The organism is Ignavibacteriales bacterium (genome assembly GCA_026390595.1).
In the GTDB taxonomy this organism is placed as follows: domain Bacteria; phylum Bacteroidota; class Ignavibacteria; order UBA10030; family UBA10030; genus UBA9647.
Map to the genome: position 1 here is coordinate 52,713 of JAPLFQ010000006.1, position 15,178 is coordinate 67,890.

The 15,178-nt window shown below is 54.8% G+C and carries 11 protein-coding genes and 2 tRNA genes; 3 read left to right on the forward strand and 10 right to left on the reverse strand.

What is annotated here, in order from left to right; all coding sequences use genetic code 11:
* Nucleotides 1-124: 124 nt before the first annotated feature.
* The 10 genes from NTU47_02140 to argF form a co-directional block, all read right to left on the reverse strand.
* Entirely contained in the window at nucleotides 125-3,859 is a 3,735-nt protein-coding gene (locus NTU47_02140; protein ID MCX6132589.1) for a molybdopterin-dependent oxidoreductase, read from the reverse strand.
* A gap of 8 nt (nucleotides 3,860-3,867) precedes the next feature.
* Entirely contained in the window at nucleotides 3,868-5,625 is a 1,758-nt protein-coding gene (locus NTU47_02145) for an NADH-quinone oxidoreductase subunit NuoF (GenBank protein ID MCX6132590.1), read from the reverse strand.
* Nucleotides 5,626-5,633: 8 nt separating this feature from the next.
* Nucleotides 5,634-6,140, reverse strand: a complete 507-nt coding sequence (gene nuoE / locus NTU47_02150; protein MCX6132591.1) for an NADH-quinone oxidoreductase subunit NuoE — start codon at nucleotides 6,138-6,140, stop codon at nucleotides 5,634-5,636.
* Nucleotides 6,141-6,150: 10 nt separating this feature from the next.
* Nucleotides 6,151-6,642, reverse strand: a complete 492-nt coding sequence (locus tag NTU47_02155) for a hypothetical protein (protein ID MCX6132592.1) — start codon at nucleotides 6,640-6,642, stop codon at nucleotides 6,151-6,153.
* Between the two features lie 251 nt (nucleotides 6,643-6,893).
* Nucleotides 6,894-7,133 carry a ferredoxin gene (locus tag NTU47_02160; protein MCX6132593.1) on the reverse strand — a complete coding sequence of 80 codons (240 nt, stop codon included), beginning with the start codon at nucleotides 7,131-7,133 and terminating at the stop codon, nucleotides 6,894-6,896.
* Nucleotides 7,134-7,399: 266 nt separating this feature from the next.
* Nucleotides 7,400-8,728, reverse strand: coding sequence for a PLP-dependent transferase (locus NTU47_02165; protein MCX6132594.1), 1,329 nt, complete (start codon nucleotides 8,726-8,728; stop codon nucleotides 7,400-7,402).
* An 8-nt stretch (nucleotides 8,729-8,736) separates the two neighbouring features.
* Entirely contained in the window at nucleotides 8,737-10,074 is a 1,338-nt protein-coding gene (locus tag NTU47_02170) for a cyclic 2,3-diphosphoglycerate synthase (protein MCX6132595.1), read from the reverse strand.
* Between the two features lie 92 nt (nucleotides 10,075-10,166).
* Nucleotides 10,167-11,084 carry an aspartate carbamoyltransferase gene (gene pyrB, locus NTU47_02175; protein MCX6132596.1) on the reverse strand — a complete coding sequence of 306 codons (918 nt, stop codon included), beginning with the start codon at nucleotides 11,082-11,084 and terminating at the stop codon, nucleotides 10,167-10,169.
* Nucleotides 11,081-12,046: a carbamate kinase gene (gene arcC / locus NTU47_02180; GenBank protein ID MCX6132597.1), complete on the reverse strand. Its 966-nt coding sequence runs from the start codon at nucleotides 12,044-12,046 to the stop codon at nucleotides 11,081-11,083. Before arcC ends, pyrB begins: the two co-directional genes overlap by 4 nt.
* A gap of 11 nt (nucleotides 12,047-12,057) precedes the next feature.
* Nucleotides 12,058-12,972 (reverse strand): ornithine carbamoyltransferase, encoded by a 915-nt coding sequence (gene argF, locus NTU47_02185; protein ID MCX6132598.1) that lies wholly within the window; start codon nucleotides 12,970-12,972, stop codon nucleotides 12,058-12,060.
* Between the two features lie 483 nt (nucleotides 12,973-13,455).
* Between argF and NTU47_02190 the strand changes: the two genes are divergently transcribed.
* From NTU47_02190 to NTU47_02200, 3 genes are all read left to right on the forward strand, one after another.
* Nucleotides 13,456-13,529: transfer RNA gene (locus NTU47_02190), tRNA-His, on the forward strand.
* Nucleotides 13,530-13,632: 103 nt separating this feature from the next.
* Nucleotides 13,633-13,705: transfer RNA gene (locus NTU47_02195), tRNA-Glu, on the forward strand.
* A 67-nt stretch (nucleotides 13,706-13,772) separates the two neighbouring features.
* Nucleotides 13,773-14,792 (forward strand): site-specific integrase, encoded by a 1,020-nt coding sequence (locus NTU47_02200; GenBank protein MCX6132599.1) that lies wholly within the window; start codon nucleotides 13,773-13,775, stop codon nucleotides 14,790-14,792.
* Nucleotides 14,793-15,178 lie beyond the last annotated feature (386 nt).

Sequence of the window (15,178 nt, forward strand, 5' to 3'; positions counted from 1 at the left end):
CCTACATGTGCAGATGTTTCTCGTGATGCCGCGGTGCCTTTGTTGCTCACTGCGGGTCTTCATCTACGCTTCCAGCCAACGTTTTTCGCTTCCGAATCCCGCTTCTTCATCAGCCGCGCCCGCGCTATATCCTGATCAATTTCATCTGAGCAGTCATACGTGCGTCAATTTCCAGGACCTGCGGCGTATCCGCACTGAAGGAAAGACTCTGATCCGAGTAGAGGACGAAATGGGCCTTGCCATCGGGAGTGGGGAATGAACCGTGATTGCGGGCGGATGACTCGTTCAGACTGATGAATGATTGCAGTTCCTCGTTGACACCGTCGGCGGAGTGAACCTGCCCGGCGTATCCCATCAGACCGGAGAGTCTATCAATGATGTCGAGTGTCCGCATACCGTTGGCGGGATCACCAATCGGGTTTGTTCGCTGCTGCAAACCAAACCAGTTTGTCAGGTGACCTTCGGATTCCATGTATGCCGAGAGGGGCAGGAAGACATCCGCTGCCTGCGCTGTCTCCGTGAGAAACATGTCTGCGACGACGAGAAATTCCAGATTGCTGACGAAGTGATGATAGTCTGGTGCAATCGACGGATTCTCACCCACGATTACCGCAGCGCGTATCTTGTCTTCGCGAATCTTGCGACCGATGTTCGTACCGGATGTCCCGAACAATTTCTTCATGTCCGTCTTCCAGAGTTTTCCCGCCGCATCTGCAATCTGATCACTCTCTATCGGCCCGCCACCGGGCAGGAGGCGTTTGTCGAACCCCGCAAGACGCATGCCAGCATTGTTGCACTGACTCGAGGTGAGTGCCAGGCCGGAGCCTTCCGTGCCGATCTTCCCGAGTGAGAGCATCAGCGTGGCCAGAGCCCTCAGGTCATTCGCCGACCGGTCTATCCGGCTTTCCACATTGTAGCATGCCACGATCTTCTTGGACGGATCGGACAACAGCTCGACAATTTTCAGGATGTTGTCGATTGCGACGCCTGTTACAGCGGAGACCTCAGCCAGATCATGCTTTGCAAGGCTGGCAAGCACCTGCTCGGAATTCACAGTGTTTTCGAGGAGGAACTGCTGGTTGAGTTTGTTCCGCCGCGCCAGTTCCGCAATCACGCCGTTCAGAAGCGTCGTCGCGGTCCCGCGCCGCGGATCTGCCCACACTGTCGCATATCCCGTCACATCGATTTGACCCGAGTTAATGACGATCGCCTGCGTGCCTTTCTTGATGCGGCGCTTTATCTGCCAGCCGAGCACCGGATTTTCCGATGTCGGGTTGCCGCCGAGAACTATAAACAGGTCCGCCGACTCGATATCCTTCGCGCCAACTGTTGACGCCGTGGAACCGAGCATCGCATCCAGGGCATGATAATCTGCTTCGTTGACCATGCGGTGGAATGAAGCGATGTTGTTTGTACCTATGGCGGCCCGGGCATACTTGCCGGCGAGGTACAACTCTTCGTTGCTCAACTTCGGAGAGGCGGAGACGAGAATATGATCCGGGCTGTGGTCTTCGATGACCTTTGCCAGGCCTGCTCTCACCGCTTCGAATGCCGCTTCCCATGATGCCTGCCGGAGTTTTCCGTCCTTGCGGACCATCGGCTGCAGACGGCGTGATCCATCGAGGTAATGCTCGTATCCGAAACGTCCCCGCACACAGAGTTCGCCGCGGTTGGGTCCAACGTCCGGCGGAGCTCCGGAGACATAATACAGATCTGGTGTCTTGACCATGAACGTGATGTTGCAGCCCACTCCGCAGTAATTGCAGACATTGTTCACGGGGTCCATGTGCCAGGGCCCGCTCCGGCGGAATGGCATTTTCTCGACCAGGGCGCCGGTCGGGCACACGTCGATGCAATTTCCGCAGGAGACGCAGTTCGTTTCGTGCAGCGCCTTTTCCATGGCCGGCTTGACAATCGTGCGGAATCCACGATTGACAAATCCGAGCGCTGCGACATTCAGAATCTCGGAGCATGTGTTCACGCACCGTCCGCAGCGGATGCACTTGTTCATGTCAATCTTGACGAACGGATGGCGCGTATCGACCTTGTACCGGTTGAATGCCCCGACAAACCGTTCCTGGTCGACACCGTACTCCGTGCAGTAGTCCTGCAAGGCGCATGAGAGACCGACATCGCATCCGCATTCCGCACAGCGGAGGGCTTCGACTCGCGCCGTCTCATCGGTGTACGCCTGTTCGACTTCATTGAACCCGAGAATGCGCTCGATGACGGGCACTTCATCAGGGTGATGACGATGCACAGGCTCCAGCGGTGGGATGTCCTGCGGTGCGAGCTTATGGAACGCATCCCGCCGGCTCTCGAACCGCGGAACAAGAGGTTCGACGACCCCGGTCTGGAGATACTTGTCGATCGCACGGGCGGCCTTGCGTCCCGCTGCGATCGCGTCAATGGCGTCGGCCGGCCCGGTTACCACATCTCCGCCGGCGAAAACGCCCGGTCGGGAGGTATCGAACGTGCCCGATTTGGCGTCGATCGTCTTCCACTTTGTGACTTTGATGTGCGTTCCGCCGTCCACGCCGTCGAGGTTCGCTTCCTGTCCAATCGCCGAAATGACCCAGTCGCATTGCAGCGAGTATTCAGATCCCTTCATCGGCACCGGTCTGCGCCGCCCGCTTGAGTCCGGCTCGCCCAGCTCCATCTTAATACACTCGACGGACGTCATTCGTCCATGTTCGACGTTTACTCGAACGGGGGCCGCGAGATACTGAAGTTCAACGCCTTCCTGCTCGGCGGCTTCGATCTCGACATGATTTGCCGGCATTTCCTGGCGCGTCCGGCGATAGAGAAGAATGACCTTGTCCGCTCCAAGACGAAGAGAGGTTCTCGCTGCATCAATGGCAGTGTTGCCGCCGCCGACCACGACGACGCGTCCTTTTACGGGCGGATTGGTTTTCATCTCAACCTGTTTCAGGAGCTCGACTCCACTGAGGACGCCTTCCGCTTCCTCGTTCTCTACCTGCATCGGTTTGCCAACCTGAGCGCCAAGACCAACAAAGATGGACTTGAAACCCTGATCGAACAAGCTGTCAAGCGTGAAGTCCTTGCCTAATGTGCGGCCTGTATGGACTTCGACGCCGAGGTCAGTGATCCACTTGATCTCCTTATCCAAAACCTCCTTGGGAAGCCTGTATTCCGGAATGCCGTACCGGAGCATGCCGCCCATTGCCGGCAGTGCTTCGAAAATTGCAGGCTGATATCCTTCGGTGACAAGATAGTACGCGCAGGTAAGTCCTGCTGGTCCGCCGCCAATGATTGCTACACGGTTGCCATTCGACGGTTTCACTTCGGGCTTCCACATCTCGCCGATCATGTCCTGGTCTGCAACATAGCGTTTCAGGAAATCAATCCCGACCGGTTCGTCAATCATTGACCGACGGCAGTTCACTTCACATTTTCGCGTGCAGACGCGGCCGCAGACTGACGGAAGAGGATTCTTCTCTTTGATGAGAGCAATCGCCTCCTTGAATTTGCCGAGGTGGATGAGCGACATATATCCCTGGATATCGACATCGGCAGGACAATTCAGGCGGCATGGTCCGAAACAGTCGGCATAGTGATCCGAGAGGAGCAATTCCAGACACGTTTTTCTTGCACGCTTGACTTTTTCTGACCGCGTGTGGATCTTCATTCCGCCGGCGACCTTGGTGGCGCAGGAAGGGAACAGCCTGGTCTGCCCCTCGAGCTCGACCACGCAGAGGAAGCACGAGCCGAACGGAGGGAGCTTCTCATCGTGACAGAGCGTCGGGATGGTGTCGAGCTTTTGCTCCCTGCAGACTTCAAGAATCGTCTTTTCAGGCGATGCGGTGATTTGTTGTCCGTTGATTTCGAGAGTCACCATTGCTGTCCTCAGTCTTTCGTTACGGCATCAAAGCGGCACACCGTGTAACACTTCTCGCATCTGATACATTTGTCCTGATCGATGAAATGGATCTCGCGCTTCTTGCCTGTAATGGCTCCCGTGGGGCAGGCGCGGGCGCACACCATGCAACCGGGGCACTTGTCGTTGATCGTGAATGTCAGGAGAGGGGCACACACGTGCGCCGGGCACTTTTTCTTCTCGATGTGCGTAACATATTCGTCCCGGAAGTACTTCAACGTCGTGATAACAGGGTTCGGTGCCGATTGACCGAGCCCGCACAGGGAGGCGTTCCGGATCTGATCGCTCAGTTCGCTGAGGTTGTCGAGATCCTCCATCGTTCCTTCACCGATCGTGATACGTTCGAGGATTTCAAGCATGCGTTTCGTGCCGATGCGGCAGAACGTACACTTCCCGCACGACTCAGCCTGTGTGAAGGTGAGAAAGAATTTCGCCACATCGACCATGCATGTGGTCTCATCCATCACGATGAGGCCGCCCGAACCCATGATAGCGCCGGTCTTCGGGATTTGCTGGTAGTCGATCGGCGTGTCGCTCATTGATGCCGGGATGCAGCCGCCCGACGGGCCCCCCATCTGCACGGCCTTGAATTCCTTGTCGTGCATGATGCCGCCGCAGACGTCGAAGATGAGGGACTTGATGGAGATTCCCATCGGCACTTCAACGAGGCCGGTCCGTTTCACCTTGCCCGCCATCGCGAACACTTTGGTCCCTTTGCTGTCGGCCGTTCCGTACTTCGCGAACGCCGCTCCTCCGTTCATCACAATCCAAGGTACGTTTGCGAAGGTCTCGACATTGTTGATATTCGTCGGTTTGCCCCAGAGGCCGGAATTCGCAGGAAAGGGGGGACGGAACCGGGGCATTCCACGACGACCTTCGATCGAGGCCATCAGAGCGGTTTCTTCGCCGCAAACGAACGCGCCGGCCCCTTCTTTGATAGTAAGCTCGAAATTGAATGATGTCCCGAGAATGTTCTGTCCGAGGAACCCGTTTTTGCGGGCCTGCCCGATCGCCTGCCTGAGCCGGGTAACAGCCTTCGGATATTCGGCCCGGCAGTAGATATATCCAAAATCGGCCCCGATGGCGTAGCCGGCGATGATCATTCCTTCCAGAACCGCATGAGGATCGCTCTCCAGGACTGAGCGGTCCATGAACGCTCCTGGATCTCCTTCATCGGCATTGCAGACGACATATTTCTTGCTGCAGGCTGCAGCCCTTGTAAGCTTCCACTTGGTTCCGGTCGGAAAGCCCGCGCCGCCGCGGCCTCGCAGGCCGGAGAGAACCACTTCGTTCACGACGCCGTCGGGCGTCATGCCCGTCAGCGCTTTCCTGATTGCCTGATAGCCGCCCTGCTCTCTATACTCGTCGATCGAGCCCGGGTCGATTTTGCCGCAGTTGCGCAGGACGATGCGTACCTGGTTTTCAAAGAACCCGACTTCCTTGCCCTCGCCGGACACAAGCCAATCGGCAATCGGACGGTCGTTCAGCACGTCTTCTTCGACAATCTTACCTACCCTGTCCGGCGTGACCTCGCCGTAGAGCCGCGGGCTTCCGTTTCCGTTGCCGATTTCGACGAGGACTTCGCGGTAGCACATCCCGACGCAGCCGGTCTCTTTGAGAAGAAATGCATCAGGGCGTTCCTTCAATTCTTCCTGGAATGCCTTATAGACCTTCTCACCGCCAGCGGAGATGCCGCATGTTCCCAATCCGATGGATACAGTTTTCATTCGAGACCTCATTCTTCGACTGCTTTGGAGACAGCGCCGACGCGGCGTTTTTCATCGCGAATCACTTTTCGTGTTTTTCCGGAGTCAAGCCGCCCGTGTGTCTCGCCGTTAATCGTAATGACGGGAGCAAGTGAGCAGCAACCAAGGCATGCTACCGAGAGAAGAGAAAAATTTCCGTCGTCGGTCGTTTCATCATACGTAATCTGGAGTTCATCCTGCACCGTGTCATAGACCGTCTTGGCACCGTTCACGTGACAGGCCGTCCCGTTGCAGATCTTGACCACATTCCTGCCGAGCGGCTTCGTCCGGAACTGTGCATAGAAGGTCACGACTCCGTAGATCTCAGCGGCGGGTATTCCGGTAACGTGGCTGATGTGGTCGATCGCTTTCTCTGAGACATATCCGTAGGTATTCTGGGCCGATTGCAGAAGCGGAATGAGGGCGCCTGCGTGGCCATCATACTTCCAGAGATCGAGATTGAAAGTTTTGAATTCGTCTATGAGCGGTTCTGCCATGGCTCAAACCTCAGAGTTGTTTCAGATTGATAACACGATCCTGTTTCAGCCGGAGGACGCCATCGATCGGGCGTATCTTTTCGTTGATTGTTCTGTCAATCGATTGAAACGTATTGCCGTTGACGGCCGCAATGACCTCGCCGCCATCCTCGTCCGAAGAACAGAAAGAAACCTCTTGCATTGAAGCGAGACGATCACGGACGAAAGCGAGCTTGCCATCTTCCACCTCGAGGAACACGAAGGAGTAGCACATGGCGGGGTTGCACAAGAACGTGCCGGATTCGTCAGAAAGTCCGATGACATGAATATCCTGGACGCCGCCGAGGCTGCGAATCTGTTCGAGCAGCGCGGTTGGGGGAGCGCTGAGTTTTGCGACAAGGTCGACATGACCATCGACTGCGTTCCAGCATTCCACGATGTCGGAGTTCTCGAGGAACTCGGCAGCCGGAACGAGTATTTCGGGATCCAAAAGCCGCGCAAGAAGAAGAGATCCAGGGCTCATGAGTGCGAACTCCTTTGCGATGTTTCGTGAGACTTTTGACCGAACGTCTAGAGGGGCGATGTAAGACAAACCGCAAAGGGCGCCACGGACCGCAAAGAAGTTATTCGGATCTTTTCATCCGCCCCAAAACTCAAATACTTGGCGCTCTTGTTTACCCCGACGCTCTTTGTCGGGGGCGGCCTTGCTTTCCCCGAACGATGTTGGTTCGGGGGAGGTTCATCGTTGTCTCTCAACTGGGATTTCAACAACCGCTAGAATGGCTCGCCGTCGTCTTTGATGCAGTTCATCGGGCAGAGTTCTATGGCCCGACGGATATCATCTTCCTCTCTCGGATCGGCAGGCTGCTGATAGAGATAGTAGTACGACGAGTCATTACTGTACATGAAATTCTGCAAGGCAAACGAGAAGCAAATCCCGCATCCATTGCATGCGCTTGTAACGAAGTACTTACCAGGTGCGTTTTCCTGAAGCCTGACCGCGATCGTCTGCATGCATCTCTCCTCCGGCTGAAAAGTCAAAACCCCTTGTGGCATCATAACTTGACAAGGATTGTGCCACGGAAATGGCGTTCCAGGGGTGTTGAACTGGCGAGTCCCTCGTCACATATCAACAGAAAACCAGAAGTATTCCTATTTCTGAAAGCAACATTCCAATATGTGGAAATGAACGGGGTGGAGTCGGGATTGGGAGGCCGTGAAATCAAATCGGCCTCCAACGGAGATTGGAAGCCGATTGTACGGTGGTCCTGGAAACATTGCTACATTTTTCTCAGTGCCTGTTCCAGATCTCGGATAATATCTTCCGCTTTCTCGAGCCCGATCGAAAGCCTTATTCCTCCCGGATCAATACCGCGCTTGAGCTGCTCTTCCGGCGGAATGCTGGAATGTGTCATTGATCCCGGATGCTCGATCAGTGTTCGGATGTTCCCCAGGCTGACTGCGAGTGTCATCGTGTACGAATTGTCGGCGATGTAATTCACCATTCGGTTCGCTTTGCGATGACGGTCAGCGGGAGACTTCCCCTTCGGTATGAAGTACATCAATACACCAGGAGAAAACTCTCCATCGTAGTTGCGCATCTGGTCCCGGGCGAGCGACCGTTGCCGGAACGAATCAAGGCCCGGGTAGCTTACCATGCCGATTCGCTTGTCGTCTTCCAGGAACTCTGCCACCTTCTGCGCCGTCTGGATCTGCTGCCTGAATCGGACGGCAAGAGAGGGCAATCCGTAGACAAGTATGGGCCATGCGCTTTTTGCGCTGAGCACTCCCCCGAAATCCTTCCGATAGAGAAGCAGCTGATCGTAACTCCATGAGGGTCCGAGCACGACACCTCCCATATCCGTGCCGAAACCGCAAATTCCTTTCGTCAATGACTCCACAACGAAGTCCATGCCGAGCGTTAAAGGGCGCTGGCAGTACGGTGTGGCGAACGTATTGTCAACGGCGGCATAGATCCTGTTCGGCTTACTCCGATTGCGATTGTGGCGTTTCGTAATCTCCGCGATGCCCTGAATGTCGATGAGGTCCATGGTGGGGTTCACTGGAGTCTCAAAATACAGCAACCGGGTGCGCGGCGAGATCGCGTTGCTGACGGCTTTCAGGTCCTTGAAATCGACCCATTTCACGTTGATGCCGTAGCGCGGAAACCAGTTCTTGAACAAAGAATATGTGCAGCCATACAACATCTGGTGTGCGATGATTTCGCTGCCGGTGCCGAGAAGAATGCCGCAGAGAGCAGACTCGGCAGCCATCCCTGTTGAATATGTCACGGCGCATTCCCCTTGCTCCGCAGTCTTGAGATTTTCCTCGAGCAGATCCTTGTTTGGCTCACCCAAACGGTCATAGATATAGATCGGGGCCTTCGACTCGACGTTCAGGTCCCCGGCATGATGTGCAAACTCAATGAATCCTTTCGCTCCGCGCTTCGTCGTGGAAAGGCGAAATGTGGACGAGGAGGAGATGGGCGGGATGACGTGATGACTATAGTCCCACTTCGGTGTGAACGATTCTCCCCAAATCAGGCGGGTTTCCGGCGCGTAGGAACCCTTCCTGACCTTTACTTTGCTGCCCGCCGTTTTCTTTGCCATGGTGCATTCTATCCTTTCAATGAAGCAACGAACTTGCCGAGGATCGACTTCAGATCAGGGGTTCCGATTTCTTCCAGTTCGTACGAAATCCGAACCGCCGGTTTGTTGAGTTTAACGATCCGCGCAAGGTTGATGGGAGTTCCGATGATGACCGTGTCACAAGGGACCTTGTTGATCGTCTCCTCGAGATCCTTCACCTGTTTCTCGCTGTATCCCATTGCCGGAAGCAGGATCCCGATGCCGGGATAGCTATCAAATGTCTTTTTGATTTCACCTGAGCAGTACGGCCTCGGGTCAATGATCTCCGACGCGCCGAATTTATGAGCTGCTACAGTACCTGCGCCGAACTTCATTTCGCCGTGGGTCAGTGTCGGTCCGTCTTCGATGACGAGCACTTTCTTTCCGGTGATAAGGCCGCTCTGATCCGCATAGATCGGGGACGCAGCTTCGATGATCTGTGTCGTCTTGTTGACCTTACGGATATTTTCGCGCAGAGTAAAGACCGCCTGCGGGTCGGCGGAATCAACTTTGTTGATGATAACAACATCCGCCATGCGCAGGTTGGTTTCGCTCGGATAGTAGGAGAGTTCGTTTCCGACACGGAGCGGATCGGCGACGACGATGGAAAGATCCGGTTTGTAAAACGATGTGTCGTTGTTGCCGCCGTCCCACACTATCACATCGGCTTCCTGCTCCGCGCTATCGAGTATCGCCTTATAATCCACCCCGGCGTAGATGATCGTTCCGTTGACGATATGCGGCTCATACTCTTCCATCTCCTCGATCGTGCATTGGTGCTTCTGAAGGTCTTCGATGGAAGCGTATCGCTGGACTTTCTGCTTCTCGAGGTCGCCGTAGGGCATCGGGTGTCGAACCGCTGCGACTTTGAGGCCGAGCTCGGCGAGCAGGCGGGAGACTTTTCGACATGTCTGGCTCTTGCCGCTTCCCGTGCGTACGGCGCAGATCGAAACCACCGGTTTCTTGCTTGGGATCATCGTTTGTGGTGCGCTCGGCAGCTTGAAATGCGCACCAGCCATCGAAGCGCGTGAAGCGAGGCTCATCACATGCTGGTAGGACACATCGCTGTAAGAAAACACGACTTCCTCAATCGCATGTCGCCTGATCAGGTCCTCCAGATCCTTCTCCTCATAGATTGGAATCCCGTCGGGATAGAGTTTGCCCGCGAGGGCAGCCGGGTATTTCCGTCCGGCGATGTTCGGGATTTGGGTTGCGGTGAATGCGACGACATTGTAGGGCTCATTGTCTCGATACATGACATTGAAATTGTGGAAATCGCGTCCAGCGGCACCGATAATGATAGTGTTGATGCGTTTCATTCCTGCCATACAAACTCCTTCTGTGATGTTGCCGTGTGTGATTGCGGTTGGAGAGTCGTAACAATTCCGTTGACGGCGGCGCATGCCTCGTCAAGACCATCTCATTCTTCATCGAAGAGCATCGTAAGCAGCGCCATCCTTACAAAGAGACCGTTTTGTGACTGACGGAAATACGCCGCGCGATGATCCCGGTCGACTGCAGCATCGATTTCCACCGAGCGCGGCAGCGGATGCATAATAATTGTGTTGGATCTTATCTGGTGCAGCATCGCGGGATTGATGTTGTATTGCGAGAGGGCGACATCCTGCCTCTTGAGGCGTTCACGATCGATGCGCGTTTGATACACCACGTCTACGGAGGGCAATACCTCGGCCGGGTCGGAGCTGAGCTGGTACCAGACGTCGCGTTCCTCAAGGTGGTCGATAATATCCTGCTTGATCTGAAGCTCAGGAGGAGCGAGGAAGTACAGTTTTACCCGTTCGAATTTGCTGAGCAGGTAGGCGAGAGATCGGACTGTCCTGCCGGTGTCCAGTGCGCCTATCAGAGCGACGGAAAGGCCGTTGAGCGTGTTGCACTCATTGTAGATTGTGTAGAGGTCGAGCAGTGCCTGTGTGGGGTGCTGGCCGCCTTCCCCGTCGCCGGCGTTGATAATGGGAATGGGGGAGACCGCTGCTGCTCGTTTTGCTCCTCCTTCTTCGTTATGCCGAAGCACGATGACGTCGCAGTAGTTGGCTATGATCCTGATGGTGTCCTCGAGCTGCTCTCCTTCCACCACGGAGGAGAACGCTTTCGCGGATTCGGTGGAGAGCACCCGACCGCCAAGACGGTACATTGCAGCTTCAAACGAAAAACGGGTTCGTGTCGATGGCTTGTAGAACAGCGTGGCCATGATGCGGTTTTCGTAATCGCGCGTGCCGCCGCGCTGAACGATCCGTTCCATCTGACGGGTTCGGCCGAACAGCTCCATCAGGTTCGGGACTGAAAACTGCTGCGATTCGATGACATGTTGTAGTTTCATTCTTCCTGCCCGTGATCTAGTGCTGCCGTGATATGCGTACCTGCTTTGCCGCGGACTGCTTCGACCAACTGGTCGCACGAGGTGATGAACACATCGCGCCCCCCATTGCGGACAAAACGAACGGCCGCTTCAACTTTTGGCCCCATGCTGCCGGCTGCAAACTGATTCTCGTTCAGATAGTGCTCCATGAGATCTGCAGTTGCCTGCCTCACAGCCCGTTGTGACGGCTGTTTATAATTGACGAACACCTGATCGACATCCGTGCTGATCACGAAACAGTCAATGCCAAGTCCGGTTGCGAGGAGGGACGATGCCCGGTCTTTGTCAATGACGCCCTCCACACCTGTCACAGAATGATCTTCGCCGACAAGGACAGGGATTCCGCCTCCGCCGAGCGCAATGACGATGATGCCGAGATCAAGAATCTGACGGATCACTTCCAGTTCGAGAATTTCGAGAGGCTGCGGTGATGGGACCACTCTCCGGTATCCGCGGGCGGCGTCTTCGACCATCGCCCAGCCGTGCTGCCTGATTTTTTCTTCGGCAGCCTTCTGTGTGTAAAATGGGCCTATCGGTTTGGTAGGGTTTGTGAAGGCGGGGTCATCGGGACTGACGCGTACCTGCGTCAGAATCGTCATCACAGGCATGAAAAAGCCGGCACGCCGGAGTTCACATTGGAGGCCCTGCTCGAGCATGTAGCCAATTTCACTCTGTGTGTTGGCGACGCAGACATCCAGAGGCTGGGTGTATACTTCGCCGGCTGCCCGTTCAGAGCGGAGAAGCGCGGCTCCGACCTGTGGACCGTTGCCATGCGTAATCACGACGCGCCAACCGTCAGCGACAAGCTGTGTTATTTTACGGGCCGTCTGATGAGCGTTTGCGAGCTGCTCTTCGATAGTTCCCCTCTCTCCGACCCGGATCAGAGAATTTCCGCCCACCGCAATCAACGCAGTTCGTGCCATACGTCCGTATCCTATTTCATCAGTTGAGCCATGACCGCCTTTTGCGCGTGCAGGCGGTTTTCCGCTTCCTGAAACACGACGGAGGCCGAGCTGTCGATTACTTCGTCAGTGACCTCGTCGCCGCGATGAGCAGGCAGGCAGTGCAGGAATATCGCGCCGCTCTTCGCTCTCGCCATCAACTGCTTGTTGACTTGGAAGGGCTGGAAGATCGCTTTGCGCGCCTCGGTTTCAGATTCCTGTCCCATGGACGCCCAGACGTCCGTGTAGATCACGTCCGCGTCCTTCACGCCTTCGGAGGCGTCGTGCACGACTTCAATGCGCGCGCCGGTTTCTTTTGCATCTTCGGTTGCGTACTGAAGTGCTACGGGACTTGGTTCATAGCCCTTCGGGCATGCAACTGTAACATGCGTCCCCAGCCGGGCTCCTGTGAACATCAGCGAGTGAGCGACATTGTTGCCGTCGCCGACGAAGCAGAGCTTCAGCCCCTTGAGTTCGCCTTTCAATTCCTGCATGGTGAGGTAGTCCGCAAGCGCCTGACATGGATGCGAATAGTCTGTCAGCCCGTTGATGATGGGGATGGAAGCGAACCGCGCCATATCGACGACGATCTGATGCGCGAACGTGCGGATCATGATTCCCTGGACCATGCGTTCGAGATTCTTGGCGACATCGTGGATCGACTCACGTTTGCCGAGACTGATTTCCATCGGCAAGAGGGAGATGGAAAATCCGCCGAGCTGATGGATTCCGACATCGAACGTCACGCGGGTGCGGAGCGAAGGCTTTTCAAAAATCATCGCGAGCGTTTTGCCTTTGAGAGCCGATGTATAGTTCTGCGGATGAGCTTTCATGTCAGCGGCGAGCTTGAGGGTCCCGAGGATTTCTTCCCGGCTGAAATCACGGATTGTCAGAAAGTCTTTTTTCATCGCTGTTTTGCTTCCTTGGATGTTTATGCACGAATGTTGATAATTATCGGAAGACCCTGACAACAATCGCAAGACGACTGGCGAACGATCGCGCGGGTACGAGCAGGATCTACATGCTCCGGAATGACATTCAGTGAGTATGGCTCAAGTTCTGTGCCACGCAGCCGAGTTCGGGATATGGAGGACTCTGGAACAGCCGGTGGAGTTTCGCATCAATACGTTGACAGAAGTTAACAATGGTTCCGGCAAGAAGGTAGGTCTTTCCAATAAAGGCCAACTATGTCGCATGTGTGAGAATCGCCGGGGTGATCGAGCTCGGGGTTTACCCGCGAAAATGCTATTGCCTTTCCATCGAAGTTTGCGTATTTTTATGAATGCGGAGCCTGTTATGAAAATAACGGGCTTTGCGCTCTCTGGGAAGGGGTGAAACGTCCGATTTTGGTCGCACATCGGGTTTTGAGAGCCTTCCTTAAGAAACACATGGCGGCCATAGTTCAGTAGGTTAGAACGCCAGGTTGTGGCCCTGGAGGTCGTGGGTTCGAAACCCACTGGTCGCCCAAGCGAATTGTCGATTTCGTGATTTTCGATTGTCGATTGATGTTGAAACCCATACCTGCGGGTATCAATCGAAAATCGATAATCTGCAATCGACATTTTTCTGCCCCCATCGTCTAGAGGCCTAGGACACGAGCTTTTCAAGCTCGGTACACGAGTTCGAATCTCGTTGGGGGTACAACACTTACAGCTGCTTTTCCCACCTGCTAACACTTCTGCTAACAGCAAATCCGCAGAGGTGTCCCATGCCCACCCTGTTCAAACGTTCGAACGGCATCTTCTACATTGTCACTGACGGAAAGAACGGCCGTCGCCGATGGATTAGTACCGGAGAACGCACAAGAGCCAGAGCGTCAAAACATCTGGAAACTTTTGAAGATAAGCCACGGCAGGCGAATCAACCCAAACGTCTCTCCACGTTCATCAGTGAGTTTCTCTCAAGGGTTTCGAGTTTCTACTCCACCGGCACGCTTGGAATATATCGGCACGCGCTCAAGTCCTTCCTCTCCACAGTCGGCGATCTTCAACTCGCGACAGTGTCCGCACAGCATATCGATCTGTTCCGGCAGCGCAGAATCAAACAAGTCTCTCCTATAACGCTGAATATCAACCTCAGAGCGCTTCGATCTGCCTTCTACTATGCCATTCGTTGGCAAATCCTGAGCTCTAATCCATTCACCAGAGTTCCTCTGTCACGGGTCCCCGAACGGGATCCGATATTCTTTTCGTCTGAAGATTTCAAACTGATCGTTGGTTCAATCAGGCAGGAGTGGTTCAGATCGATCGTGATATTGGCCGCGTGCACGGGAATGCGGAGAGGGGAGATTGTCAACCTTCGGTGGAAGGATGTCGACCTCTCACAGAAGGTAGTGAGAGTACATTCGAGTAGCACTTATCGTACGAAGAGTGGCAAAAGAAGAGTCATACCGTTGAACGTGATTGCACTACAGCTCTTAGAGCGGCTTGACCACAAGACATCCGAAGATTACGTGTTCACAATAGAGGGGAGAAGAGTAAGGGATCTGTACCTGAGCAGGAAGTTCAGCCAACATGTCCACCGTCTGGGATTTCCAATTGGCTATCACTTTCACAGTCTCCGGCATTCGTTTGCGAGTTGGTTGGTCCAGAACGGAGCCCCGATCTATGAAGTTCAAAAGCTAATGGGGCATTCGACAATTCAGGTTACCGAGATCTATGCCCACCTTGCGCCCAGTCAGTTGCACAACACCGTCGAGCGTCTTTCACAACAATTAACGATGAGTTAGTTCACAATCAGTAATTTGCTCAGGGCCCATGCGGCTCCATGTTCATCTCGCAGATGAAAACGTGCCGATCATCTCAGGGAGCTTTCTTATGCTAAATACTGTTGTCGCACTCTGATGCGCGTGAATATAGAACTTCCGGTTCTCTGAACTGCGGGTGAAAAAGCTGGAAATGCAGATGCCCGCTTTGTCTGAACCAAACAGGTTGAAGTAGGGAATCGGTAAGCCGCTGTTTCACTCGCAGAAAAGCCCTGAATCCTCGGGCTATTTCTCTAGCTTCCCAACTGCTCAGTCTAGCGAGGTGTGAGAATTCCCGCCCTTGTCTCGGGCTTCTTGGCTTGCAAGTGGCTGAATTCTATGACGAATCCCTGAAGAAGGTTGGTCAAAAC